The 26,111-nt window shown below is 49.0% G+C and carries 18 protein-coding genes; all 18 read right to left on the bottom strand.

Features of this window, described 5'->3' with window-relative positions:
• Positions 1–17: 17 nt before the first annotated feature.
• Positions 18–1,064, bottom strand: coding sequence for a LacI family DNA-binding transcriptional regulator (locus AAIH57_RS04740; RefSeq protein ID WP_430020726.1), 1,047 nt, complete (start codon positions 1,062–1,064; stop codon positions 18–20).
• A 264-nt stretch (positions 1,065–1,328) separates the two neighbouring features.
• A complete protein-coding gene (gene glpX / locus AAIH57_RS04735; protein ID WP_175398497.1) occupies positions 1,329–2,405 on the bottom strand; it encodes a class II fructose-bisphosphatase in 1,077 nt (358 codons plus the stop codon).
• A 724-nt stretch (positions 2,406–3,129) separates the two neighbouring features.
• On the bottom strand, positions 3,130–3,678 hold the full coding sequence (locus AAIH57_RS04730) for a (2Fe-2S)-binding protein (RefSeq protein ID WP_175398496.1): 549 nt from the start codon (positions 3,676–3,678) through the stop codon (positions 3,130–3,132).
• On the bottom strand, positions 3,675–6,086 hold the full coding sequence (locus AAIH57_RS04725) for a molybdopterin cofactor-binding domain-containing protein (protein ID WP_430020725.1): 2,412 nt from the start codon (positions 6,084–6,086) through the stop codon (positions 3,675–3,677). The genes AAIH57_RS04730 and AAIH57_RS04725 overlap by 4 nt, the downstream gene beginning before the upstream one ends.
• Positions 6,087–6,182: 96 nt before the next feature.
• Entirely contained in the window at positions 6,183–7,094 is a 912-nt protein-coding gene (locus tag AAIH57_RS04720) for an FAD binding domain-containing protein (RefSeq protein WP_430020724.1), read from the bottom strand.
• 392 nt (positions 7,095–7,486) lie between these two features.
• Complete coding sequence (locus AAIH57_RS04715) at positions 7,487–8,134, bottom strand: nucleotidyltransferase family protein (protein ID WP_175398493.1); 648 nt, start codon at positions 8,132–8,134, stop codon at positions 7,487–7,489.
• Positions 8,100–9,341 carry an XdhC family protein gene (locus AAIH57_RS04710; protein ID WP_175398492.1) on the bottom strand — a complete coding sequence of 414 codons (1,242 nt, stop codon included), beginning with the start codon at positions 9,339–9,341 and terminating at the stop codon, positions 8,100–8,102. Before AAIH57_RS04710 ends, AAIH57_RS04715 begins: the two co-directional genes overlap by 35 nt.
• A 71-nt stretch (positions 9,342–9,412) precedes the next feature.
• Positions 9,413–10,735, bottom strand: coding sequence for a 5'-deoxyadenosine deaminase (locus tag AAIH57_RS04705; RefSeq protein WP_430020723.1), 1,323 nt, complete (start codon positions 10,733–10,735; stop codon positions 9,413–9,415).
• 83 nt (positions 10,736–10,818) lie between these two features.
• Complete coding sequence (ggt, locus tag AAIH57_RS04700) at positions 10,819–12,414, bottom strand: gamma-glutamyltransferase (RefSeq protein WP_175398490.1); 1,596 nt, start codon at positions 12,412–12,414, stop codon at positions 10,819–10,821.
• Positions 12,408–13,649, bottom strand: a complete 1,242-nt coding sequence (locus AAIH57_RS04695; RefSeq protein ID WP_430020722.1) for a pyridoxal-phosphate-dependent aminotransferase family protein — start codon at positions 13,647–13,649, stop codon at positions 12,408–12,410. The genes ggt and AAIH57_RS04695 overlap by 7 nt, the downstream gene beginning before the upstream one ends.
• A 6-nt stretch (positions 13,650–13,655) precedes the next feature.
• Positions 13,656–14,957 (bottom strand): Zn-dependent hydrolase, encoded by a 1,302-nt coding sequence (locus AAIH57_RS04690; RefSeq protein ID WP_430020721.1) that lies wholly within the window; start codon positions 14,955–14,957, stop codon positions 13,656–13,658.
• Positions 14,954–16,360 carry an allantoinase AllB gene (gene allB, locus AAIH57_RS04685; protein WP_430020720.1) on the bottom strand — a complete coding sequence of 469 codons (1,407 nt, stop codon included), beginning with the start codon at positions 16,358–16,360 and terminating at the stop codon, positions 14,954–14,956. The genes AAIH57_RS04690 and allB overlap by 4 nt, the downstream gene beginning before the upstream one ends.
• Positions 16,361–16,402: 42 nt before the next feature.
• Positions 16,403–16,780, bottom strand: a complete 378-nt coding sequence (gene uraH / locus AAIH57_RS04680) for a hydroxyisourate hydrolase (RefSeq protein ID WP_175398486.1) — start codon at positions 16,778–16,780, stop codon at positions 16,403–16,405.
• On the bottom strand, positions 16,780–18,285 hold the full coding sequence (gene pucL / locus AAIH57_RS04675) for a factor-independent urate hydroxylase (protein WP_430020719.1): 1,506 nt from the start codon (positions 18,283–18,285) through the stop codon (positions 16,780–16,782). The genes uraH and pucL overlap by 1 nt, the downstream gene beginning before the upstream one ends.
• 313 nt (positions 18,286–18,598) lie before the next feature.
• The gene (locus AAIH57_RS04670) at positions 18,599–20,206 is read right to left on the bottom strand and encodes a PucR family transcriptional regulator (protein ID WP_175398484.1); all 1,608 of its coding nucleotides are present in this window, start codon (positions 20,204–20,206) and stop codon (positions 18,599–18,601) included.
• 257 nt (positions 20,207–20,463) lie between these two features.
• Positions 20,464–23,208 carry a CHASE3 domain-containing protein gene (locus AAIH57_RS04665; protein WP_430020718.1) on the bottom strand — a complete coding sequence of 915 codons (2,745 nt, stop codon included), beginning with the start codon at positions 23,206–23,208 and terminating at the stop codon, positions 20,464–20,466.
• A 334-nt stretch (positions 23,209–23,542) separates the two neighbouring features.
• Positions 23,543–24,931 (bottom strand): class II fumarate hydratase, encoded by a 1,389-nt coding sequence (fumC, locus tag AAIH57_RS04660; protein WP_413033311.1) that lies wholly within the window; start codon positions 24,929–24,931, stop codon positions 23,543–23,545.
• Positions 24,932–25,072: 141 nt separating this feature from the next.
• Positions 25,073–26,077 carry an aldose 1-epimerase gene (locus AAIH57_RS04655; RefSeq protein WP_430020717.1) on the bottom strand — a complete coding sequence of 335 codons (1,005 nt, stop codon included), beginning with the start codon at positions 26,075–26,077 and terminating at the stop codon, positions 25,073–25,075.
• Positions 26,078–26,111 lie beyond the last annotated feature (34 nt).

The raw sequence follows: 26,111 nt of genomic DNA, 5'->3' as shown, positions 1-26,111 counted from the left end.
TCAAATCATGCTCTAGATTACTTGCGAATCGAAGAAGCCCGGATGATCAACTCCGTGGGTAATAATTCTCTGAGCCATTCGGACGGCGAGCCTGAAGCTTCTGTTGAAGCGCTTCCAACCAAAGATCCATGAATTAGCTTCGATACCGCGAGTTCCCCCATTTCATAAAAAGGAACCCTGACACTTGTTAGCGGTGGAACAGACATCTCGGCAGCATCGGAATCGTCGTATCCGACAAATGCCGGAAAATTCTGAACCTCAATCCCGCGCTCACGCAATCCGTGCATAACACCGATAGCCATTCGATCATTTGCAGCAAAGACCGCATCGATCTCGTCTAGCCTCGCTGCGATTGTGGCGGCCGCCTCCACGCCGCTTCTTCTGCTGTAATTCCCCTCAAGCAGCAGACCAGGATCCAGCTCCATTCCCGCTTCTTTTAACCCAATCTGAACGCCCAGAAGCCGCTCCTGACTGTTCGAATAACTGTCCGGACCGTTAAGAAAAGCAATTTTGCGATATCCTTGCTCGGCAAGGTGATGTATTGCGAGCCTGCTGCCCTCTACATGATCAGCATCCACTTCCAGGAAGGATTCGCCTGCAAAATGCTGATTCATTACGCAAAAAGGATGTCCTTCCTCCTGAAGCTGCTGCATGGCTGCCAGTTCTCCATGGTCATCTCTGGCACCGAGAATAATGCAGGCATCCACTTTCTGACGTCGGAACAGGTCGGCATAATTCATTACTTCGCCAGGTGATCTGAACATGACGAGCAGGTCCATGCCGCTGTCTCTGGCTTTATTCCCAATGCCGCTTAGCATTTCCGAGAAAAAGTAAGCGGAGAACAAATGTGCCTTCGGGACATAGGGTAAAACAACACCGAGATTACCACTTTTGCTTCTGGCGAAGCTGCGTGCTATTGCACTGGGCACATATCCAAGCTTCTCAGAAGCTTCCAGTACCTTGCGGCGAGTCTCCTCTTTGATCGGTCCAACGCCATTAAGCACACGGGATACCGTAGCTTCGGAGACCCCTGCAAGGTCAGCCACTTCTTTGCGGGATGCCATGGATTTCACCCCCTTACATTATTGAATTATGATGTTATTGTGTAGAAGATGTTTTTATGTACGCGCGTACATTTTCTCATGTGTTGTAACCGTTGTCAATGCTTTTTACATAAAACAGAAAGAGAATCTGAACCTGCAGATTCTCTTTCTGTTTTGATTATTCATATAGCGAAAATCTCGTCCGACAAATTGTGAAAAGAGTCCTTTTGCCAGCTGACCCATCGTTCGTTTGGTGACCCTGAGACTCAGGGAATTCAGGGCTGTTTAAGTCGTTACACCATAATCCACGGATGATTGGCTAAACTCGGCTTGCTCCACTATTTTGGCCGGGCTCTGGATGCGATCCGAAGGTTCCGGCGTGGCCTGAAGCTCTCTTACCTTGTGCAGCACTTCCTTATTGGGCAGGAAATGCACTGAACGAATAAAACGGATCGTTTTGGTTTTGGCACGCATGACAATCGAATCCGTCTCGGCCCGGTCATCAGCAAGATAACGTACGCCTCCCAAAATTTCACCTGGCGTAACGCCTGTTGCCGCAAAGATGACATCTTCGGTGCCGATCATGTCCTCCATCGTTAATACTTTGTAAGGATTGTCAATGCCCATCTGAAGGCAGCGCTGAAACTCATCTGCATTGGCCGGCATTAACCGGCCTTGAATCTCGCCTCCGAGGCATGAGAGTGCGGCGGCTGCCAGCACACCTTCAGGAGCGCCGCCGGAACCAACATACAGGTCAATGCCAGCCTCGGGGAATGCAGGAGCCATGGCACCGGCCACATCGCCATCGCTGAGGAACTTGATCCGTACGCCGACTTTACGCAGCGTTTTGATCGTGCTCTCATGCCGGACGCGGTCCAGAATCATGACGGTCAGATCCGAGATATTTTTATTCAATGCGGCTGCTGCTTTCTCCAGTGTAACCTCAACCGGGTCTTCGATGCTGACCTTGCCGACCAGAGCCGGGCCTACGGCCAGTTTCTCCATATACATATCCGGTGCATGGAGCAGGTTTCCTTTTCCCGCCACTGCAATAACCGATAAAGCGTTGTTCAGGCCCTTGGCCACGATTTCTGTACCTTCGAGAGGATCTACAGCAACGTCTACCTCGGGTCCTTCAGCGTTACCCACTTCCTCGCCGATGTACAACATGGGTGCTTCATCCATTTCTCCTTCACCGATTACCACCGTGCCGCGAATGGACACGGAATCGAACATGGCGCGCATGGCCAAAGTAGCCGCTTCATCTGCACTATTCTTGTCTCCCCGCCCCATCCAGGGGGCTGAGGCTAACGCAGCCAATTCTGTTACTCGGACAATTTCCAACGCCAGTTCGCGTTCCATTTTTCCCACTTCCTTTCCAGTTTTCAAAAGCATACATTGAAAGCGGTGCTAAATCCATCGCAAATCCATATGAAATTGATCTATAATCAGGTCTATGTACTCCTACTGGGAATATATACCTTTTAAATTTGAAGTTAATAAGTTGTGAAATTTACTCTCATTTTTAATGACTTTTTAAAAAAAAGAACAATGTTTTAACGTTGATAAACCTAAAATTTCCATACCGTTTTTCGATCAAAACTCGATTATTCTCAGGCACAGGTTAACATAGACTGAAATCATTACTTTCATTTCCTCAAACAAGGCTTAATCAACATATATGCTGATATTACTCACGTTCAGGCCCTTTATCTGACCTTACAGCGAAAACGATTTACTCCAGCACGACTTTGGTAAGATTACTCCATGTATTGAAAGGATTTCAAGAAGAAATTCCGCAATATATACTTGTATACTTTTGAATAAGAGCAGACTCGTTCATCAGATTGACCGTCTTTAATATTCTTTTTGCAATATAGATACAGCTTATAGGGGTCATTGAAAATAATTAGTTTACATAATATTATTTATGTAATATAAATCATTGAAATCTGCCCTTTTCAATTTCGACCTCTCTGTTTGTCGGTTCGCGAGCTTCGAGCATCATTCGTAAGTTCATGTGAAGTAGACCCAAAAAAGACCAGAAAAGGAGAACATCTTCTCTGGTCTAAACTTTTCCAATTCGTTAATCATGCTGCACGACATTCGTATGCTCATTCTTAATTTCATTCGATGATAATGAATAAGGCTCACTGCAACTCTCCCCTGCCTTGCGCACCGCCCGTATAATACCTCCATAGCCGGTGCAGCGGCACAGATTGCCGCATAATCCCGTTTCGATCTGTTCCTGCGTAGGCTGCGGATGCTGATCCAATAGTGCTTTGGTGGCAATGACCATCCCGGGTGTGCAGTAACCACATTGGAAACCGCCTTCTTCAACAAAAGCCTGCTGAATTGGATGAAGACTATCAGGCTGCTCACCATGAAGTCCTTCAATGGTCGTAATCTCGCTTCCTTCACATTGATAAGCCATGACCAGGCAGGAATTGACCGGCTCGCCATCCATAAGCACCATGCATGCACCGCAGCGACCGACTTCGCAGGATACTTTCGTTCCGGTCAACTTCAAATGAGTCCGAAGCACATCTACAAGCCGGGTCGTTTGAGCAATGTGCAGCTGCTTCTCTTCCCCATTCACAACAGCTGTCCATCTGTTTCCTAGTGGCTCACTCATGAGGGACTCACTCCTTCCTGTAAAGGTACATCAAGCGGTTTGACCAATTGTTCTCGCGGCACGGGCAATCGGTTCACCCAAACCCCCGTAGCCTGGTGAATCGCTGCAGTTATCGCCGGAGCAAGCGCCACAGATCCGATCTCTCCAATCCCTCTTGGCCCAAAAGGATCACCTTCCGGCAGGTCCTCAATAGCCTCGACCTCCAGGTTGGTATGAATATCCCGAATCGTTGGAATCAGGTATGTGTCCAGATTGGTTGTAAGATATCGACTATCCTGCATGACCGCATCTTCTGTTAATGTAAAACCAAGTGCCATCACACTCCCGCCTTCGATCTGTCCGATGAAGCCCATCGGATTAATGACAGGACCTGCGGCTACCACATGGCGTGTATCGAGCAATTTGGCTTCGCCAGTCAGGGTATTCACTTCCACCTCTGCCGCAACCGCCGCATACGTATATAAATAGTGACCACCCACCACATGATCCGGTGTGGTCGGATAATCGAAATGAGTATCAAAAATCCATTCTTCTTCTTCGCCCTGCTTCACCAGCTCTGCATATGGGATAACCAAACCTGAGGATACCACCGGATCCTTCGATGGCTCTAATGTTTCAGCAGCTGCACCGAGCTGTTCTTCCTTTTCTCCGCCTCTTTCAGAATGCAGCGTTGAATTGATGTCCGTTGCATCTTCAGGAAGCGCACCTTTGCGCCATACGCCACCAGCCCCTGTCACCAGTTCTTTGACGGGAATACCTGACAATGCAGAAGCAACCGACAGAACTCTGGAACGGAATGGTGTCTGTAATCGCTGCAGAGCCATCCAGGCCATGGTTGTTGAACGTGAAGCCGTACTCGAGCCGCTGTGAGGAACACGGTCCGTATCGCCAATGATGATGCTGAGATCGGCAGTGCTGCATTGAAACAGATCGCAGAGCATAATTTCCAGTGTAGCAATCAGTCCCTGACCGAACTCTTCGTAACTGAATGCTGCCTCAATCTTGCCATCGGCGTTCAGGGATAGACGTCCTCCCGCCGGATCTGGAATGCCGTAACCGAGTCCCGCACCGTGCATGGCGAGGGCTGCCCCCACTCCGCGTTTGATCCATGGAGGCAGAGAGTGATCGGCCGGAGGATGTTGGTGTTTTTGCCAAAGCTCTGAGCGATCCATCGCTTCCCATACTTGTGACAGTCCATCTGTAACCAGAATCCGCTGATTCAGCGGTCCTAGGTCAGTCTTCTCTCTCATGTTCCGTCTCCGAAACTCCCAGGGGTCCATGTTCATAATCTCCGCCAGCCGATCCATCTGTCCTTCCACCGCGAAGATAGCCTGATTGCCGCCGAATCCACGAAACTCCCCCGAGAGTCCATTATTGGTATACACCGACACGCCCTCCACATCCACATTTGGAATGGAGTAAGGTCCTAAACAATGCTCCGTGCAGAAGTTCAGCACAGGTGCTCCAAGCGTGGCATACGCTCCGGTATCTGCTGTAATGCGGACCCGGTGAGCCTGAATGATGCCTTCACGGCTGATTCCGGTTTGCATTTCGATTTTCATCGGATGCCGCTTCAGACCTACACGTACGGATTCCTTACGGGAATTGTGCATTTTTACAGGGCGTCCACTTTTCAAGGCAAGAAGTGCACCATAAGGCTGTACGTTCAGTTCATCTTTCCCACCGAAAGAGCCACCAATGGGAGACGATACGACACGGATATTTTCTTCAGGACAGCCGATAATCCGCGCAAGCTGCATCCGGTCTTTGTACCCGTGCTGGGTCGCTGCGTAGACATTAAGCCTTCCTTCATCTGGAACAAACAGACCACCTTCAGTCTCCATATACGCGTGCATCTGACGAGGCGTATAGTACGTTTCCGTGACGATATGTTCACACGCATCAAAGGCCTTCTCTGTATCACCACGTTTGATCTCGGTGCGATGAAGAACATTGCCCGGGCCATGCACATGCAACTCTGGAGCGCCAGGGGCCAGTGCAGCCTCGGTGCTGTCCAGCGGAGTAAGCTCCTCATACTCAACGCGGATTGCATCCAGAGCCAGTGCCGCCCGTTCCGGGGAATCCGCAGCGACCGCAGCAATGGCATCACCGACATAACGTACGACATATTCGCAAAATACAGGCTGATCCGGCGTCGCGATGCCAAACCGATTCAATCCGGGTACGTCCTTGGATGTCAGAACGGCATATACCCCTTCCATTGCTTCTGCTTCAGTGGTGACTATAGACAAAATGCGTGCATGCGGGTATGTGCTGCGCAGAACTCTTCCATGGATCATATCGGGTAGAGTCATATCTGTCAGATATTGAAGTTGCCCGGTTACTTTTGGAACCCCGTCGGGTCGCAGATGCCAGCGTTTACCGCTATGTTCCCGATTCAGCAGCATGGTCTCTCTCCCCTTTCATGAATGAATTTGAACCATCTATATACGACAAAAGAATACTCAACACTTGACCGCTGTTCGGATTGAACAACCTCAATTCTACCTATGGAGTGCTTCCCACAGCCCAGCTCCCAACATATTACCAGCTGTCTGCTTGCGGTAATGTTCAGTAGCAAATGCATCGCTATAAGTCACGAATTCTGAAGCTGCAGTGCTTCCGAGAGCTGTGGCTTGCATGATGGAAGCTTCTCCGCTGCGAAGCAATTGCTCCGACTCCGGAAGGCGCATGGCCATGCCCGAACCCCCGCCTGCTGCAATCGCAACCTTATTCCATCGACCATCTGAACCCATCTCACCGTGAAAAGCGATCGTCACCAGAGACGCGCTGAACGTCTCCCGCCGACCCACCTTACGGTAAAATGCAATTTCTCTCTCACCAGGTGTTTGGAAATCAGTATCTGATTTGGACAACATGTTCATCGGGATACGGATGGAGATTAACACATCATCTGGATTGCGACTGCCGTCGCGTCCACCATTCAGCCAGGAGGCCAGAGAGCGGATCTCCATTCCTGCGTCCGTCAGCCAATGCAACTCTGCGTTGTATACAAGCAATGCGGGAAGGGTATCCCCCACTCCTGACACAATATTGCCGCCGATTGTTGCTACATTTCGAATGGACGGGGCTGCTATGTTATTTACAGCCTCTTGCAGTAACGGGAGCTGGCTCAGTAACCTGTCCTTGGCACAACTATTCAATCGGGTCAGAGCCCCGATGACGATTCGGTCTCCATCAACATGTACTCCACTTGCACCCGGAATATGAACCAGGCTAATCATATGCTCCGGTGCGGGGACCAGGCCGCCTTCCCACTGGGTCCGCAGCAATGTTGCGCCTGCTGCAAAACAATAGCGTCCCTTCAACCTGTTCTTCAACATCTGGAGTTCTTCCAGATCTCCAGGCTGCCATACCGATGGCATCGCTCCTGATCCATACGCTGGTATAACCATCGTTCCATCCCCTCTCTCTTTCTTCAATCTTCGGGACGTTGGATGTCACCAAGTAACACTTGGCATCGCTGGATCCATTCCGTCCAGGCGTGGCCTCATGGCGCAAATTCATGCGGCATGATCCAAATAATTCTTCAAATCATATGGGACTGAAGGGACTACGTCAATTACCTTCACATCGTTTTGGATAAATGTATAAATACATCATGTCTTTTGTGCTTGATGCATTAATTATGATCAGAACCTCACACTTGATTTCTAGAATAACGATACAAATAACATCAAAAAAGGCCACCCAACTGTCTGGATGACCTATTCATGTCAAGATATAATCCACAAGGAGTATCTAATTCTGTTCAGTATTATTTATGGATTTGTATCCTGCACAAACATTAATTCGTCAGATTTGATTCACTTACAAAATCCATAATGCGTTTTAGTTCCGGCTCGGTATCAGCGTCCCAGAAACAGAACTCAGGCAAAGCTACCTGTATACCCGTGTATTTGCCGTTACTCATAATTTTGCGAGCACCCTCATCTCCATGGAGGGATCGGAGGTGTCCTGCCATATGGGAGCGGAAGGCTACAGGCGGCTTGCTTCCCTCACTGTCTGCAGCAGCTGCGTAATCAGCCAGTTTGCTCGCAGCAAGGGCCGCAGATACCTGATTAATATCCTGTGCCCTCAATAAAGGTTGATCCCCCAAAAGAATCATAACTCCTTCCATACCGTATTCCATGGCTGCCTTTATGCCGCAATGAAGTGATGCCGCCATGCCACAAGCATAATCTGTACAAAGAGCAATTCGAAGTCCTGTCCCCGGCCTGTAGCTGTAGGAAGCTGAGTTAAGCAAGTTTTCGGGAATCCATGCCAAGGAATCTTCTGGCTTCACCACACAGATAACCTGTTCCAGCTCAGAATCCAATGCCGCCTGCAGTGACCAGGCTGCCAATGCTCTCCCATCCGGCATGGCAAGCGATAACTTATCTCGTCCAAGGCGGGTGCTCTTACCTGCCGCGAGCACAATGCCCGTCACTCGCATGCATATTCCCCCTTTGGACTGAACGATTTCCAGTGGACACAGCACGTCTGCAGGCGACCAGTTCTGCAGCAATACTAATGGCGATCTCCTCTGGACCATCTGCTCCAATACTCAGGCCAACGGGAGAATGAACATGCGGAAGTGGCGGCAAATCGTTCAGCAGGCGTGCTGTCCGTGTTTTGGACCCCATAATGCCGAGGTAAGAATAGTCACAGTCCGACATCAGCTCCAGGAATTCGCGTTCACGCGGGAACTGATGGCTCATCAGAATAACATAATCCCCGCTTTTTATATCCAGCACAGGTATGATCTCACGGGGAAAACCAAGAACGAACTCAACATTCGGGAATCGTTCAGCAGTACACAAGCCCTCTCTCCAATCGGCTACAATCACGCGAAATCCTGCTGCTCTGGCAAGCCTGGCTACAGGAATCGCGTCATTGCCCGCTCCGATCATAATCAGACGAGGTTTGGGCGTGTATAGCGTAGTCATCTGCGACGGCAGGTTCCAATCATCAGCTTCCGTTGATCCCCCGGTTTTCTCACGTTCTGCCGGTGCTGAACTGGAAGACACATTGGTTGCATCGATCAAGGGGACTGGGACAAGGGCAAGATGTGGGATATCAACTCGATCCGGATTCGAATCCATCGTGCTATCTATATCATCTGGAAAGGCATCCTGTTCATTGGTCAGCGGCCGGCCGGACTTTTCTGTACCGCCCCCGTTGGTCACCAGCAATGGACGTAAGGTTAAATCATGTTTTCCACCTGTTGATATAACCCGTTTCCACCTATACTGAATGCAGGAATACTGATTCAGAAAGGTTCGGGTCAATTCCACAGCAGAGCCAGATTGGAAACACGCGTTCATTTCTGTTATTACGGTCCTTAGCTCCCTGCAGACAGGTTCAAGCATAATGATGATCAAGCCTCCGCAGCCAATCGTTTCGCCCCAGGAGAGATCATCCTCAGGTCGCATGTCGTATTCGGCAAATTCCATCTGTTCAGTATCCAGCACACGCTCCACACGTGCCTGAAGATCACTCTCCAGACACCCGGGACTGATACTGCCATACATTCTGCCATCTTCGGTCAAGAGCATAGAGACTCCCTGCTTACGGTAAGCATGACCTTCCACCTTGACCGCCGTCGCAAGTACACAGCGTGCTTCACGGGTCGCAATTGCACACAGATCATGCATATCCATATTCGTCTCCACCTTTCCGAATAGTCTTTATATCCACTCAAACTCACAGATTTTCTGAAACGCTGCATAGGTCAGATTCTTTTCATCAAACGTGCAATGCTCTTATCCGATTCACGAAGTACGATGCCACGGTCGATTGTCTGGATTTTGCGGTTTTTAAGCACAATGCTTCCATCAATGATGACTGTGTCCACACAGCTTCGAGTTGCGGAGTAAACTACACGGGAATAGACATCCGTCTCATAGGAAGGGTACGTATGGAAATCATCCAGATCCAATAGCACCATATCTGCCTTTTTGCCAACTTCCAAACTGCCAATTTCCTTCGACAAGCCAAGCACTTCGGCACCCCCCATGGTTGCCATGCGCAGCACTGTACGTGCATCCATAATTGTTGGTCCATGGGGAACCTTTTGAATCAGTGCAGTCAGGCGCATCTCCTGAAACATATCCAGATTATTGTTGCATGGTGCACCGTCTGCACCGATACCTACAGCGATCTGGCGGTTGAGCAGGTCAGGAATTTCAGCTATGCCAGAGGATAATTTCATATTCGACCCGGGACAGTGGGTGACTTTTACACCACGCTTGCGAATAATTTCCTTCTCCTCTTCACTCAGCCACACACAGTGCGCAAGCACCAGACGCGGAGTTGCCAGACCGATATGATCAAGGTAGACAATATTACGCATGCCGCGTTCGTGTTCGACCAATTCAATCTCGCCGCGATTTTCCGAAGCATGCGTATGCACCTTCACATGGTACTTGCTCGACAGATCACGTACTTCTACCAACAATTCTTCTGTACAAGAAACGACGAAACGTGGACAAAAGGCATATTGAATACGTCCGCCTCCAAAGCCGTTCCATTTTTCCAGCAAGTCGACACTTTGCTGCAGCGAAGTGGCTGTATTTTCACGCAGTGGCTCAGGGACTTCATCGCCATGGTCCATCATGACCTTGCCTGAAATAACCCGAATACCGCTCTGTGCCATCGCCTGAAAAGCCGAATCCGTATGATGCACGGTTTCCATGTCCAATATGGTCGTTGTTCCACTCGAAATCAATTCGCCGAGTCCAAGCATCGCCGAATAATAGACGGATTCCTCATCATGTGCTGCCTCAAGCGGCCAGATCCGCTGCCTCAGCCAATCCATTAGTTCGAGATCATCCGCACGGCCGCGGAAGAGCGTCTGGCACAAATGAATATGCGTTTGAATAAAGCCTGGAAGCAGCACCTTGCCACGAGCGTCAATGACCTGATCTGCCTGAAAGTCGATATGCTCGGCGATTTCTTTGATTTTGTTATCCTCAATCAGCAGATCGCCTGTAAATACGTCTTCTTCTGCATTCATCGTGACGAGCTGCGCGCCTTTCAGCAGGATTGTTCCCATGATAATCTCCCCTATCCGTATCTGTCTCTGTTCTGTTACTCTGCACCAATGCGAGGTCGGAACAACCTACCATCTAACCGCTGTTACCACCCAATAGCCATGCCGTCTCCTCGGGGATCAGCAGCCCCGCTGATCATGCCATCTTCACGGATAACGATGCCCTGCGATTGCCCCATAATATCATCCCAAGGCGCTCTGACTTCCACGTTATGCCCCCACTGGGCGAGCATCTCGCATACGTCATCATGATAACGGTTTTCCACTCGCATGGTGTCACCTTCTTCGCCCCATGTGCGTCCGTACACCCAGCGCGGCAGACCGATGGCTTCCTGAATGTTAAGACCATAGTCGAGTACACCCGTGAGCACGGATAACTGCGTTTGAGGCTGTCCTTCTCCGCCTTGTGTGCCTACGAGCATATAAGGTTTTCCGTTACGGGTGACAAGACCCGGCATAAGGGTGTGGAAAGAGCGTTTATTCGGTTCAAGCACATTGGCATCCATCGGATCAAGGGAGAAAAAGGACCCCCGATTCTGCATGATCACACCGCTGTCTCCGGGAACGTAGGCTGCACCAAAATCAAAATACAGACTTTGAATAAACGAAACGGCGTTGCCATCCTGATCAACAACAGCCGCGTAGGCTGTATCCTGCCCAATCGTCTTAGACAAAAAAGGCTGTGCTACCGGAGGAGCAGATTGGATCTCATTCCATAACTCATCCCCGTAAGTCTTGGATAACAGATGATTCAGCGGGATTTCCCGAAAGTCCGGGTCGGTCAGATATCGATCACGATCACGAAATGCCTTTTTCACCACTTCGGCCATCAGATGATAGAACTCCGGTGAAGTGCGTGCTACGGATGACAGATCGATATGTTCGAGCATGTTTAACATCATCAGCATGGAGAAGCCCTGCGAGTTGGGCGGCATCTGGTGCACCTCATACCCACGGTACCCGGTGCTGACAGGCTTCACCCACTCCCCTTTGTGAGCTGCAAAATCCTGTGGTGCAAGCATGCCGCCATCCTCGCGAATGGCCGAAGTTAAGCGGTCTGCCAGTTCTCCTGTATAAAAAGTATCCCGTCCCCCCACCTGAATCAGGCGAATGGAGGCGGCGAGTTCAGTCTGGACGAGCAGCTCACCTTCCTGCAAAAGTGTACCAAAAGGGGCAAATACCGCTCGCAGCGGTGTGTGCCCCATAATGAAGTCTTCATCTCGTTCCAACCAGAGGCGCAGATTGCGGGATACAGGGCATCCCTGCTCTGCATACCGCGCTGCCGGTTCAAGCAGCTGCTCCCACGGCAGTTTGCCGTAGCGGGACCAGACTTCCCACCAAGCATCCACCATTCCTGGAACCGTAATTGCACTGAGCACTCCGCGCTGAGGAATTACATTCATGCCCATCGCCTTGAACGTGTCGGCATGGATGCCTGCCGCTGAACGACCACTCCCGTTGTAGGCGGTAATCTCACCGCTGGCCCCATCGTGGATGAGGAAGAAGGCATCGCCTCCAAGTCCGGTCATGTGTGGATAAACTACGCCAAGAGCAGCGCTCACGGCAATGGCTGCATCATAAGCGTTACCGCCTTTCTGAAGAATCGAGCTTCCAACCGCGCTCGCCAGGTAGTGCGGAGAGGTGACCATCACCTCTCTGGAAACGGGCATGTGGTTTAGCATAAGGCTCCCTCCTTCCCCGCGTAAACGTCCAGTGCTGCCTGCACCGCCTCACCCGCAGGTAATCCATGCCGGTGACGCAGCAGCACGGCTTCCAGAGCACCAAGCACATGCAGTACATTTTTGCGCTGACAGCTGAAACCCATCGTGCCGATCCGCCAGATTTTCCCCTTCAATGGTCCGAACGAGCTGGCGATCTCAATCCCGAAATCCTCCAGAAGCATACTCCGGACCGATTCTCCGTCGATGCCGTCCGGAATGTTAATACACGTAACTACCGGTAGTTTGCTGCTCAGGTCTCCATACAGCTGAAGTCCCATACCCTGAATTCCGGCTACCAGCGCGCGTTCATTGATCCGATGCCGCTGGAAACGGGCATCCAGTCCTTCCTGAAGCAGAATGCGCAGCCCCTCATGAAGACCGTAGAGCATCGAAGTTGCTTCCGTGTGATGATTCAAACGTGCAGAGCTCCAATAATCCTGCAGCTGACTCAGGTCGAAATAGTTGCTTGCAATGGTTCGCCCTTCTGCCCTCGCGCTTGTTGCGTCACGGAGTCCGCGTTCGACGGTTTTGCGGCTCATCAGTTTTTTCTCAACGCGGCTGTTGTACGTTAATGGTGCCATTCCGGAAGGAACGGACAAACACTTTTGCGTTCCACCCATCACTGCATCCAGGTGCCAGGCATCCGTCTCAACGGGTGTACCGCCTATTGTAGCGACCGCATCAACGACAAGGAGAATATCCAATTCACGGCACACTTTGCCGATCTCCGCAAGTGGCTGCATCTGTCCAGTGGATGTCTCCCCATGAACCATTGCGACCAGGCTTGGCTTGTGGACATGAATAGCCTTGATTACCTCTTCGGGATCAAATACCGAGCCCCACGTTGTTTCAATAAATACAACATCAGCACCGCAGCGCTCTGATATTTCCACAAGCAGATGTCCAAATCGCCCGTAAATGGGAACCAGTACTTTATCCCCTGGCTGAATCAGACTGACCAGCACAGCTTCAATGCCGGAGCGGGACGTCCCGTCCACCGGATAGCACCATTCATTATTGGTCATATATAACTCACGCAGCATGGCCATCGTTTCATTCATCAGGGAAGTGAACTCCGGATCGAACTGTCCCAGGATCGGGAAGGACAATGCCCTTAGAACTCTTGGATCGACTTCAACTGGCCCCGGCGTCATGATCGTTCGCAAGGACGGGGACAATTCTCTATAGTTGGACATGTTCACTCAACTCCCGTAACCGTATTTATAGAGTAGCTGAACCAGGACCCGAAAACCTCGCATCAAGTCCTCCTCAGCTGTATATTCAAGTGGATTATGACTAATTCCGGCCTGACTTGGTACAAAGATCATGGCTGTCGGGCAAGCTGGCTGGAAAATTTGCGAATCGTGCCCTGCCCCGCTTGGCATATGGATATAAGACAATTGTTCCTGCTCGCAGATCTTCTGAATGTCCGATGTGATCTGTTCGTTCATTGGAATCGGTGTAACCGACAAATGCTCTTCCCAGTTCAGCTCCAGCTGCAGTTCTGATGCTATCCGGCTAAACTCCTGGAGCATATCGTGCCAGCAGCGGTCTATGCTCCCCTGCCGAATATGACGAATATCGAGAGAAAATACGGCCCGCGCCGCAACCACATTTCCTACACCAGGTTCAGCGGTGATTCGCCCAACGGTTGCCACGAGCGGTTCTCCTGCTGCCATAGCAATCCTTCTAACCGCCGTGATCATCTCCGCTGCACCTGCAAGTGCATCCTTCCGCCAGGACATGGGTGTAGTTCCTGCATGATTCGCTTCACCGCAGACTGTAATGCTAAATCGCTTTTGTCCTACAATATCGGAAACAATGCCAATGGAATGACCCAGCCGTTCAAGAACCTGGCCTTGTTCGATGTGAAGTTCGATAAATGCGCCGTATTTTTGAGATGCCGGTCTATAGCTGCTGTCCGGTCCGAACCCAGCATCACGAATCGCTTGTGAAAATGAAACCCCGTTTATGTCCCTCAATTGTTGAACCTCTTCAAGAGAGGTGACACCCGTTATACTCCGTGATCCCCAATAGGCAAATGGAAACCGGCTTCCTTCCTCTTCGCAAAGCGATACAACTTGAAGCGTTCGTTTCGGTGCGCCGAATTGCTGCTGCAAGTACTCCAGGGCGAGTACCCCTGCCGCTACCCCCAAGGCTCCATCATACTTGCCGCCGTACACGACAGAATCGATATGTGACCCGGTCACTATGGGGAGGTGTTCACCACCATCTTCAGAATCTGTACCTTTTAGCGTGCCATATAGATTGCCTGATTGGTCGAACTCGGGAATCAATCCCTTCTCCTGCATCCGTGCAGCCAATGCTTGCTGCACCTCACACCAGGCTTCGTCGTACAGCAGGCGAGTAACCCCGCCCTTGGCATCAGCACCAAACGTCGACAGCCAATCCAGCATGGTTTGCAGTTTCACTTCTGCCAATTGAGGCAAAGGAACAATCGGCTCTTGCGTACCGGATGCCAGGTACATTCCAAACTCTGTCATGACGCTCCCTCCGTTCCGCGCATGCCAATCGTTCCATATGACCCAGGAGCAATAAACTGTCCTGCAGGTTCATGGGACAACCCTGCTTCTGCACCGTAAACTCGGAAGCCCCTGCAGTACACTTCCTCAATGGTGCAGGCAAACGTACGTCCAACATAAGGACTCTGTTTGTGGGTATACAGCAGGTCTTCCGTTTTCAATGTGGTGCTTTTATTCCAATCAATCAACACCAGATCCGCATCCTTGCCAATGGCAATTTCCCCTTTGCTCTCAAGCCCAAGCCTCCTGGCAGGCTGCAAAGCGAGAACCCTTCCGAGTAAAGGCAAGTTTATATGTCGGCGAAGATATCCTTCATCCAGCATGATCAGCAATGTGCTCTGCGCGCCGGAAATGCCGCCCCATATTTCGAAAAAGTTACTGGACTGTTTCATGGAGGGCGGGCACGGAGAATGATCCGATGCAATGACATCAATGAGTCCCAATGCCAGTGCATCCCATAACTTCTCTTGTTCAGCTCGGCTCCGGAGTGGTGGGGCACACTTCGCTACAGCGCCCATTTGAACAACATCCTGGTCCGTGAGTGTCAGATAATGCGGGCAAGTTTCCGAGGTAACATCCTGCCCACGTCGCTTGGCCTCTGCAATCAATTCCAATGCTTCTCTCGTGCTGATATGCACAAAATGCAATGGGCATCCGGTCTGTTCTCCGTATTGAAGCGCCCTGCTCACTGCCAAGACCTCAGCTTTTGCCGGACGGGACTGTACATAATCCATTGGCCCGGTCTTTCCCTCGGCAATACTTCTTGCGCCAAGCTCTGCAACCATTCCTTCGTCTTCTGCATGAAGAGCGAGTACATGATTTAGCCTGGCAATTTCGTGCATTCCGTCCAAAAGGGTATGGTCATCGGCTCTCGCAAAAATGTCTTCCCCTTCTCCGCCCGGCTCGGACATAAAAGCCTTGAATCCAGCTGCACCAGACTGGGCTAAATGGGTCAGCTGCTGTCGATTACCGGGAACAAGTCCTCCCCAAAATGCATAATCAACATAGGACTGTCCTTTGGCTGCTTTCATTTTCTTATCCCACGCTTCCGGACTTGTCGTTGGAGGCACTCCATTTAATGGCATATCGACATAGGTTGTAATCCCACCTGCAGCAAGAGAAGCCGATCCGGCGCGGAATCCCTCCCAGTTTGCCAGTCCCGGTTCATTGAAATGAACATGAATATCCACGACGCCAGGCATGGCCGTCAAACCAGCTGCTTCTATGATTTCAGTTCCATCATCCGCCTTCAGATCCGCTGACAGAGCCGTTATTTTCCCATTTGTAATACCGATATCCAGTTCATCAACATGATCTCTTAACACAACCCGGGCCCCCCGGATGATTGAATCATACTTTGTCATTTGGATGCCCTCCCCTGTGTCAGAACCAGCTTTCGAATTTCTTCAGCTTCCCCGATATGTACTGTAACCTCCTGGAGCGATCAATAAAGGAATATGATAATGGCTCGCTGCGTCGGATACGGCAAAACGAATCGGTACCACCGTCCATAGTGCCTGCCCTAACTCTTCGAATGAACGCTGTGCATAATAATCCTCTACATCGAAATGAAGCTCATACACGGCCTGCTCCAGCTTGCCTGCATCCAGCAACGGTACGTCCAGACGTCCATCGCCGTTGGTCACCGATTCAGCCACTTTCACCTTGAACTCCTTCTCTTCATCCTTGTGCAAAACATACAGCTCAACTCGAACCCCTGCAGCCGGAACTCCCTTGGATGTGTCCAGCACATGCGTTGTTATCCGTCCTCCTGCTGTCGGCATTATAATCCACCCTCTCTCTTGGAGCCATCGCCCGCTGATTCGAGATCATTCCTTGTCATTGAGAAACCCTGGAAGCCATAAGGCGGTCTGGGCTCGGTATACACCTTGCCGTCTCCTTCCTTCACTTCGTCAAGCACCGTATCCCAAGTTCGATTATTGGATTCAAAGGAGACTTCACTCAGTTGCCCGAACCGCTTCAACAGACGAAGTCCAATATGATACAGCAGGTGTTGAATGGATGCAGAACGGCATTCATGGAAAACAGCAGCAGCTACATCACTTACCTGCTCAGCAGCCACGTAACGTCCACGGGAATCATCCATTCCATCTTTGGGATCGTCGTATCGCCAGTTGATATCCAGGAAAATGAACAGCGGACGATCCATCGCCTCAGGCAACGTTGTATATTCGTCCCGGATAAATCCCGAAAATTCACTGCCCTTGACCTTGATCAATCGAAGATCGGCCACACCACTGAAATGATTACTCCATTCAATTTGTTGACCATTTCGTTCTGCCTCTATTGCGGCTGTGGCCCGATCATTCTGGGAATACCGGAATACCAGCGCACTCGATCGATAACTTCCATCAACCCCGATGGGAACATCTGCAAAAGGAATCTGATCTGCCGTCATCTGTACCTTCGTCATTTGAGAATACGTCTCGAGCAACCGCTGACTGACGTAAGCTAGAAAACCCTCAACTGTAGCCCCCGTGTAGCTCGCAGCGTGTTTGAGAATAAAGTTCTTCATGGAGTCCGTGGCAACGATAAGAGAATTATCTCCTTCCGTAAAAGAAGGCAAAAATTCATCTCCCTGCACAGCTACCTTTATGTTCATGCCAAACAGAATGTTGCTTCGCCCGGTAAAAGGGGATTCCGGAATCGGACTGATGCCGGTCAGGGGTTTGGCGTAGGATCGGTACAACCATACATCCCCTTTGCCGTAATACATGGTTCGTTTCGGCATTGCAGCAGTCTTCGCCACCAATTCATGTTCATGGCCAATTTGTGCAAGCCACTGTTCCAGACGAATGGATGCAATCTTGAATACTTCCTTCAGAGCCGTCTGAAATTCTTCTTCCCTGCCTCGCCCGTTACGCTGACGCATGGACTCGAGTATGGAATGAGCGGTATGACCTTTCACCGCTAATATAAACGGAAAGCCGAATCGGCTTGTATATTCCTTGTTTAATTGGCTTAGTTCGCTATACATCTCCGGGGAGAGCGAATCAAGTCCAGCGCCGGCTTGTTCCTGTACGGAATTGCTGCTCATGCTAATCCTTGCTCCAAGATCGGGATGGTTGCGAAGCAGCTGCAGTATGACCTTGTCTTCGGATGTTTCGACTACATTTTTCATTACATTTATCATGTGTTCCATTGAATCAAAGGGTCGCAAAGTCCAGGAACGTTCCGCCACCCACGGTGATTCCTCAAATAATCCACCAAAGGTATGCACGAACTGCGTGACAGACCAGCTGTTAACGAGTTTAATGAGATCGCTCATGTTAGAACCTCCGGTCTTCTGTAGATTGATGTTTTTCATTTTAAGGTTCAAGATAGGATGCAGCAACAATATTTACGCAATTTTGTAATATAACATAACATCACAATAGGGATTTGTTATCTGTGCACGGGATTTAGGGTTTCTATGTCATAAAACCTAAAAAAAGACCGTACATCCTGTAAGGGAAGCACAGTCTTTTGCTCCTATATTGGTGTTATTGTAATGATGTACAAAACCATTATTCTTGCATGGCTTCCGCCTTGAAACACTTCATCTGGACCTAGCCATCATTTAGTTATTGCATAGCAGCTGCTTATGCTCGTGCTGTTGTTTTATCACGACCAAACTTGCGGAACGTAAATACCAGTTTTAATTTTAGCAGGTCATTCGTTTTCTTGAAGTCCATCTGAAGCAAGCTTCCGATTTTCTCCATCCGGTAGGTAATGGTATTTCGGTGTACGAACAGCTGCTTGGCAGCTTCATTGATAAGTCCGTCATTCTCAATAAATGATTCCAGCGTGTTCATCAATACCTGGTTCGGGTCACCGTCTCTGGCCAGTAAGGGCTCCAGTACCTTATTGCAGTAGTTCTCCATAATGTTATCCGGGACATGTTGGAACACATAGGCGAACTCCAGCATTTCGAACTGCAGTGCACGGTCTTTCATCCCGAAGCGACGAGCCAATTGCCGGGTATCCAGACACTCTTGATAAGCTTCGCGCAATGATTTGGGCTCATGCTTCATCTTACTGATCCAGAACCGTGGAGCAGATGCCCCTCTTGCCTCCTGGGCAGATAACACATCCGCGAAGCGGCTCAATAGAAAACTTGATAATTCTTCACCATAGTCTCGGCCGGTCGGACATGTATATATGGAAAGGATCCCATCTTCCATCTGAAAATGCTGTGAAGCCGTAAACTGCATGAGTGGATTATATTGCAGTTCCCGATGAATTTGTTTCAACAATTTTCCCTCGGCAAAAACAGAAGGTTCCAGTGTAATGAGTACGCATTGATACGTACCCTGGAACAGGTGAACGCCTTTGTTCTCACTAAGTCTGGTCAATTCCTCTACAGTCATTTTGTTATCGAGGTACTGGGTTAACAGGGTACGCATCTCATCCTGTACGGTCGGATTAATGTGTTCGCGATACGTCATATCCATATAAAAAGCCAGTACGTCCGCAGCCTGTTGGAATAATTCTTCCTCCGCCCGAAGAGAGAGCGCCGAGTCTGTGAACACAAGCAGAAACCCGTATTCTTCATCATTTTGCTTGATCGGAACACGATGACAACTGCCCTGATTCCATTTCACGCGATGCATGACGGATTTCCATGGCCAGCCCTGTGCCAACGCATCACCAGCAATGCCTTCGCTGCCATAGAGCACATGCCCCCGAGAGCCAATGACCGCCAGCGGGTAATTTAAAACGGTCGCAAGCTCTGCAAATACATTACGATGCTGCTGCTGTTGCAATGCAAACTGCATCAGTTTCTTCTGTTTTTGCACGACTTCATGGAGCAACCTGTGGCTGCGTTCGTGTTCCGCTTTGAACAAGGCATTCATCTGATCGGAAAAGGTGAATTGAAACGGGAGTTCCAATAGTGGCAGGCGCAGACGATCCGCTTCCTCAATAATCCCTTGCGGAATGGACTGCCAGAAACGCCCAAGCTTAATACCGAGTCCAGCACAGCCGCGGTCATTCAGGCGGCGCATTAAACGCAGCGCATCTGTCTCATTGTCTTTCATGATAAAAGCGGTTGTGAATAACAATTCTCCGGATTTGATCCAATCCGCTATATCTGGAGCGTCCATGACATTAACGGATTTCATCATCCGTGAAGTCCCTTCCCCGCCGGCAACCAGTCTGGCCTCGGACAACGGGTATACCTGTAAAGCCTCTTTAACCGTAAGTTGCATGGACACTACCTCCCATATATATAACTAATGATGTTATATTATACTCTCATCATGGAAAAACAAGCTCAAATTTGCGGTTTCATGCTTTCCATTTTGAGAAAACCGCATGATTTGTTAAGTATTATAACATCATTTTTAATTTTATAGCTTACATGAGAAAAAAATAAAACCCATGACAACATCGCAGCCTTGGCTCTGCAACCTGTCATTAGGTTTTAAATTTTCATTTTGGAATGCTCTATTTACGAATATCTAGTTCATATTTCAAGTGTTTCCGGACTTAGCCATAACTTCATCCGGGATAATACCTCTTTGATATTTAGCGGCTTGCTAATATAGTCCGAGGCTCCTGCCGCGATACATTTATCACGATCTTCTTTCATGGCTTTGGCCGTTAATGCGATGATCGGCAGCTGTGTAAGATTCAATCGTTGCCGAATCTGACGCGTGGTTTCGTAACCATCCAATTCAGGCATCATAATATCCATCAAAATGATATGGGGATTGGCTTCCCCGCGTTCCAGCATCTCCAGACATTCATACCCATTCTGTGCAGTAATGACCTGCATGCCATACTGTTCAAGTGCATTGGCGAGTGCATACACATTGCGGATATCATCGTCCACGACGAGAACTTGACGGCCATTCAACAACGATTCTTCCAGAGGGGTAAGTAAAATGTCATCTTGCGATGAGTTTGAAAAAGAGTCCATCATTGCTGCAGGCGTTGTTGTAGCTACCTCGTTCAAAAACAGTCTTGAAGCGCTCGCCGTTTCGGGCTCCTCCCGTTTCAATGGCAAGAACAGGGTAAATACGCTTCCCTGCCCTTCACGGCTAGTCGCAGATATGGAACCTCCCAGTAGCGCCGCAAGCGATTGTGAGATGGAAAGTCCCAGCCCCGTTCCGCCGTATTTGCGTGCAGTAGCTCCATCAGCCTGCTTGAATGCATCAAAGATCTGTAACAGCTTATCGTCCGGGATACCGATCCCTGTATCACTAACCGAGAATGCAATCACATCCGTTTCCGCCGCCCCTGCTTCAGAGCCTGCCAGATTCATTCTGGAGATGGTCAAGGCTACTTCACCCTCATGCGTGAATTTGAATGCATTCGAGAGCAGATTTCTTAAAATCTGATGCAAGCGCATCTCATCCGTCACAATAGATTCCGGCAAATCGCCTTGCATCTGGATACGGAAGTCGATTCCTTTCTGCTCGGCAGTTTTCAGAAAATACTGATTCATCATTTCTGGCAGCACGTTGAGATAAACATCGTCCAGATCAATGTCCATCTCTCCGGCTTCCACTTTGGACAAATCGAGAATATCATTGATGAGATTAAGCAGATCTTTACCGGATGTATGAATAACAGATGCATATTTTTGCTCTTCACTACTCAAGTGCTGATGTTTGTTCTCGGCCAGAATCTCCGACAGGATTAACATACTATTAAGCGGAGTACGAAGTTCATGAGACATGTTAGCCAAAAATTCGGATTTGTACCCCGAACTGGTTCGAAGCTGATCTGCCACATTGGCAAGCTCGCTGGCAGTCGTTTCAGCTGCTTTTTTTTGCACTTCCAGACGCTCGTTTAACATATGCAGTTCTTCCGTCTGCATTTGCAGTTCCTCTGTCTGTGACAGCATCTCTTCAGTCTGTGCTTGAAGTTTCTCGGACTGAGCCTGCAGCTCTTCGTTCAGGACCTGGGATTCATCGTATAACTGCTGTAATTCCATACGTGTTGCCGTCGAATGAAGGGAAACACCGAATATCTCGATTAGTTCCTTAAGCTGTTCCAGTTCATTCTCCTGTAAAGGTTTTAATGAAGCGAGCTCAACCACCGCTATGGTTCGGCCCTCAAAGATAACAGGTACCACTGTCAACGATGTTGCAGACGCATGGCCCAACCCGGAAGAGATTCGGATATAGTTCTGCGGCAAATCGTTCATGCGCATTATCCGTTTTTCTACAGCGCTTTGACCAACGAGTCCCTCGCCTGGAGCGAGGGAAACTTTGCCAAGAGATCGCTCTTTTTCTCCGTCTGCCGCATACGCAGCTACACGCAGCAGCCGATTATCTTTCCAATAGTAGAGAACACCATACGGAACTTCCAGCAGGATGGCAAGCTGATTCAGGAACAGGCGTGACAGTCCCTCAAGATTGTTGGGATTCTGCAAGAGAGTGGCGATACTAGTAATCTGATCCTTCACCCGATTCTGTTCCTGCACCTTATCCAGCAATAGGTTGGTCTCACGACCAAGGTCACCCACTTCATCCTGTGTTCGCACATGAATCCGCTCTGTCAGGTTGCCACCCTTGGAAATATCGCTGATCGTTTGTTTGACTTCACGTAGTGTTTTGACAATATTACCGGAAACCATAATAGCTGCTCCAATGGAGAATGCGGCAATCGCAGTCCATAAGGTGTACATGATCGTAAGCAGCGTGGAGCTGCGTTCAGCAAGACTATTTACACGGGCTTCCGTTAAGGCAATCTCTGTATTGCGGAAACTTGAAAGTTGAGCCCGAAGTAGATCGATTTCATTTTTACCGGGATCGGATTGAAAAAACGCAACCACCTTTTCCTTATCACCTTGTCTCTTCAATTCAATAGAAGGTTCGCCTGCAATTTCAATCCAGCGTGTAATATGGGTATTAATCGTTTGCAAACTCTGTTGCTGGGAGGGATTATCACTAATCAACCCGTACAGCTGATCATAATTCGAATTCCACTCCGAAAGTGCTTGATTATAGGGATCGAGGTAACTGTCTTTTCCTGTAAGCATGAATCCTCGCTGTCCGGTTTCCATGTCGAGAACATCTTTCTCAATGGCGTTGGTCAGATTATGCACTTCCAGGTCGTGGTGGCTTATAAAATCATTTTCTTTTTGCAATTCATTAATTTGAGCCGATAAAACGAGCAAGGCAGCACCGAATAACAGTACAACCACAAGATAGCCCAACAGAATTTTGGAGCGTATCGTAAATCTTCTCTTCTTCGACAACTCGGAAACCTCCAATGAAATAAACAATTCACCGAACAATAAATTAGATCTGCATATTGTAGTTTATCTGGATACGTGAAGTCTGACAAGCATTATATCCGCATATTACCTATTCTGAATCCGTATATTCCGAGTATATGAATTAGAGGGTTAAACGCATTTTGATCTAATTTTCCGTAGTCTGAATGTTATGGGGCTTAGAGGTGAGATCAGATGTGGCTTTAAGGGAAAATTGTTTCTATTCAAACTCCCCCAATAAAAAAAGCGACCTGCTTAAGCAGGTCGCTTTTTTCTTTCATCTTGCTCTCATATCTATTTTCCTAGGATGTTTAAATTATGCTTTCGGTGCAATCATCTTAGCCGGATCAACATACTGATCGAACTGTTCTTCAGTCAGCAAGCCTGTTTGCAGAGCAGCCTCTTTCAGTGATAATCCTTCCTTATGAGCCAGCTTCGCAATCTTGGCTGCATTCTCGTAACCAATGTGCGGATTAAGGGCAGTGACCAGCATCAGCGAGTTGTTAAGGTTATGTTCAATTTGACCCAAATTAGGCTCGATGCCGACAGCACACTTATCATTAAAGGCAATGATAGAGTCCGCTAGCAGTTGTACGGATTGCAGGAAATTATAAATGATGACCGGTTTGAATACATTCAGCTCAAAGTTACCCTGGCTTGCCGCAAATCCGATCGCAGCATCGTTCCCCATCACTTGCGTCACGACCATGGTCAGTGCCTCGCTCTGGGTCGGATTCACTTTTCCTGGCATGATGGAACTGCCCGGTTCGTTCTCCGGAATACGGATCTCCCCGAGACCACTGCGTGGACCACTTGCAAGCCAGCGAACATCATTAGCAATCTTCATCAGGTCAGCTGCAAGCGCTTTAACTGCACCATGGGCGTAAACCACTTCGTCATGACTTGTCAGTGCGTGAAATTTGTTGGGTGCTGATACAAAATCCTTGCCTGTATGTTTGCCAATTTCCTTGGCAGTATAATCACCAAAATCAGGATGGGCGTTAATTCCCGTTCCTACAGCTGTACCTCCAATCGCAAGTTCCTTCATATAATGAACACTGTCGCGAATCATGCGCTCACTCTTGTCCAGCATGGCTTCCCAGCCACTGATTTCCTGACCAAGGGTAATGGGTGTAGCGTCCTGCAGGTGGGTACGTCCAATTTTGATAATATCCTTAAACGCTTCGGCTTTGTCTGCAAAGGTCGATTTCAGTACAGCAATCGCTGGCAGAAGCTGATCTTCAACTGCAAGCACACCTGCAACATGCAGAGCAGTCGGGAACGTATCGTTAGAGCTCTGGGACATGTTCACATCATCATTCGGGTGCAATCGTTCTTCCTTGCCCTTCTGTTCGAGCAGCTGGTTGCCCAGATTAGCGATGACTTCATTCACATTCATGTTGGATTGCGTACCACTTCCGGTCTGCCATACTACTAGAGGGAAATGATCGTCAATTCGGCCAGCAATAATCTCGTCCGCTGCATACGCAATGGCATCCGACTTGGCAGCAGACAGCTTGCCGAGCTTATGGTTGCTCGCTGCAGCACTCTTTTTCAAAATGGCAAGCGCACGAATGACTTCCATCGGCATATGTTCGCGCCCAATCGGGAAGTTTTCCTTGCTGCGCTGTGTCTGAGCGCCCCATAATCTGTCGGCTGGTACTTTCATTTCTCCGAGTGTATCTCTCTCAATGCGGTATTCCACTTGATTTTCCTCCTCCAAATAGTTGGTCTGGGTCTCTCGTAAGCGTGTATCTCTTTGTCATATTATACATGATTGCCCTTCAGATTTTCACCTTTTCGACAAAATTGTAAGCGCAACTCAAAATGCACAAATCATATTATTTTACGAGTAAATCGGATAAAGGCGGCTGGTTTGTTCAAATATTTCACCAGGCTCAAGCGCGATCAATCCCATCTCTTCGGCTGGTATACCTTGTACATTCGGGGCATTGACCAAGTTCATCTGGGGTTCGGGACAGAAAAATCCGCCTTCCGTATTGTTGTTCCAGATCATCCAGTGTTTATATGAAGCGCCTACATCATAAACGAACTTGTCCCCTGTACGCTGATTTGTAAGCTCCATGTAGTTTCGACCATTCTGTGGTTCGGCTGTATAGTGATTGTCCATGGCCTCAAAGAACGGGCTGACACCCTCAGCCTTTAACTTTTCCTCATTCGGTGAAAGCGGTTGAAATTGGCCGGTAGGCAAAGAACGCTCATTCAGTTCGCGACGCTGACCAATGGTGATTTTTGTGGTGTAGTCCGACACTTGGCTGTCCGGTACAAACGCGACATTAATGGCAGTATGGAAAGCAAACAAATTCGGCATGCGTTCTTTGCCGTTATTGCGAACATTCAGCTGCTGTTGAAGCCCGGTGCTGCCAAGGGAATATCGAAGGGTTACCGTAAACGTGAACGGCAGATATTTGTGGAAAAGATGCCCCTCTTTAACTTCCTGGCTGAGCAGAATATAACTCTCCAATTCATTGGTTCCGTACCCTTCAACCTTCCATTCCGCCTCATGCAAAAAGCCGTGCAGATGATTGCCCGTAGCCGGCTCGTTCACTGGCAATTGATAGACTTCGCCATTCCATGGGAAGCGGCCATCTTCATAACGGTTCGGTGGAGACAAAATTGGAATACCGTATACCGCTGGCGCAGCTTTGAATGCATCCATATTATTTAGATCCGGCTCACGTAGATAGCGATGACCACGCTCTGTATCACGAAACGCAACCAGGTTGGCACCCACGCTTGGAATTACAGCCGCCTCAAATTGATTAAAACGAAGCCAGACCGCTGGAATTCCGCCAAATTTCTCTTCATACGCTGTATTCTGCTGTGTCATTGTTATATGTACCTCCTGCATTCTAAGGTTATAT

Source organism: Paenibacillus sp. MABNR03 (assembly GCF_050455445.1).
Taxonomy (GTDB): Bacteria; Bacillota; Bacilli; order Paenibacillales; family Paenibacillaceae; genus Paenibacillus; species Paenibacillus xylanilyticus.
Note: the sequence above shows the minus strand (reverse complement) of the source record. Positions and strands in the feature narration are given on the sequence as shown.

Excerpts from the sequence above, each read along its gene's own strand:
- AAIH57_RS04740 (WP_430020726.1), bottom strand. The coding sequence starts at position 1,064 with ATGGCATCCCGCAAAGAAGTGGCTGACCTTGCAGGGGTCTCCGAAGCT.
- glpX (WP_175398497.1), bottom strand. The coding sequence starts at position 2,405 with ATGGAACGCGAACTGGCGTTGGAAATTGTCCGAGTAACAGAATTGGCT.
- AAIH57_RS04730 (WP_175398496.1), bottom strand. The coding sequence starts at position 3,678 with ATGAGTGAGCCACTAGGAAACAGATGGACAGCTGTTGTGAATGGGGAA.
- AAIH57_RS04725 (WP_430020725.1), bottom strand. The coding sequence starts at position 6,086 with ATGCTGCTGAATCGGGAACATAGCGGTAAACGCTGGCATCTGCGACCC.
- AAIH57_RS04720 (WP_430020724.1), bottom strand. The coding sequence starts at position 7,094 with ATGGTTATACCAGCGTATGGATCAGGAGCGATGCCATCGGTATGGCAG.
- AAIH57_RS04715 (WP_175398493.1), bottom strand. The coding sequence starts at position 8,134 with ATGCGAGTGACGGGCATTGTGCTCGCGGCAGGTAAGAGCACCCGCCTT.
- AAIH57_RS04710 (WP_175398492.1), bottom strand. The coding sequence starts at position 9,341 with ATGGATATGCATGATCTGTGTGCAATTGCGACCCGTGAAGCACGCTGT.
- AAIH57_RS04705 (WP_430020723.1), bottom strand. The coding sequence starts at position 10,735 with ATGGGAACAATCCTGCTGAAAGGCGCGCAGCTCGTCACGATGAATGCA.
- ggt (WP_175398490.1), bottom strand. The coding sequence starts at position 12,414 with ATGCTAAACCACATGCCCGTTTCCAGAGAGGTGATGGTCACCTCTCCG.
- AAIH57_RS04695 (WP_430020722.1), bottom strand. The coding sequence starts at position 13,649 with ATGTCCAACTATAGAGAATTGTCCCCGTCCTTGCGAACGATCATGACG.
- AAIH57_RS04690 (WP_430020721.1), bottom strand. The coding sequence starts at position 14,957 with ATGACAGAGTTTGGAATGTACCTGGCATCCGGTACGCAAGAGCCGATT.
- allB (WP_430020720.1), bottom strand. The coding sequence starts at position 16,360 with ATGACAAAGTATGATTCAATCATCCGGGGGGCCCGGGTTGTGTTAAGA.
- uraH (WP_175398486.1), bottom strand. The coding sequence starts at position 16,780 with ATGCCGACAGCAGGAGGACGGATAACAACGCATGTGCTGGACACATCC.
- pucL (WP_430020719.1), bottom strand. The coding sequence starts at position 18,285 with ATGAGCGATCTCATTAAACTCGTTAACAGCTGGTCTGTCACGCAGTTC.
- AAIH57_RS04670 (WP_175398484.1), bottom strand. The coding sequence starts at position 20,206 with ATGCAACTTACGGTTAAAGAGGCTTTACAGGTATACCCGTTGTCCGAG.
- AAIH57_RS04655 (WP_430020717.1), bottom strand. The coding sequence starts at position 26,077 with ATGACACAGCAGAATACAGCGTATGAAGAGAAATTTGGCGGAATTCCA.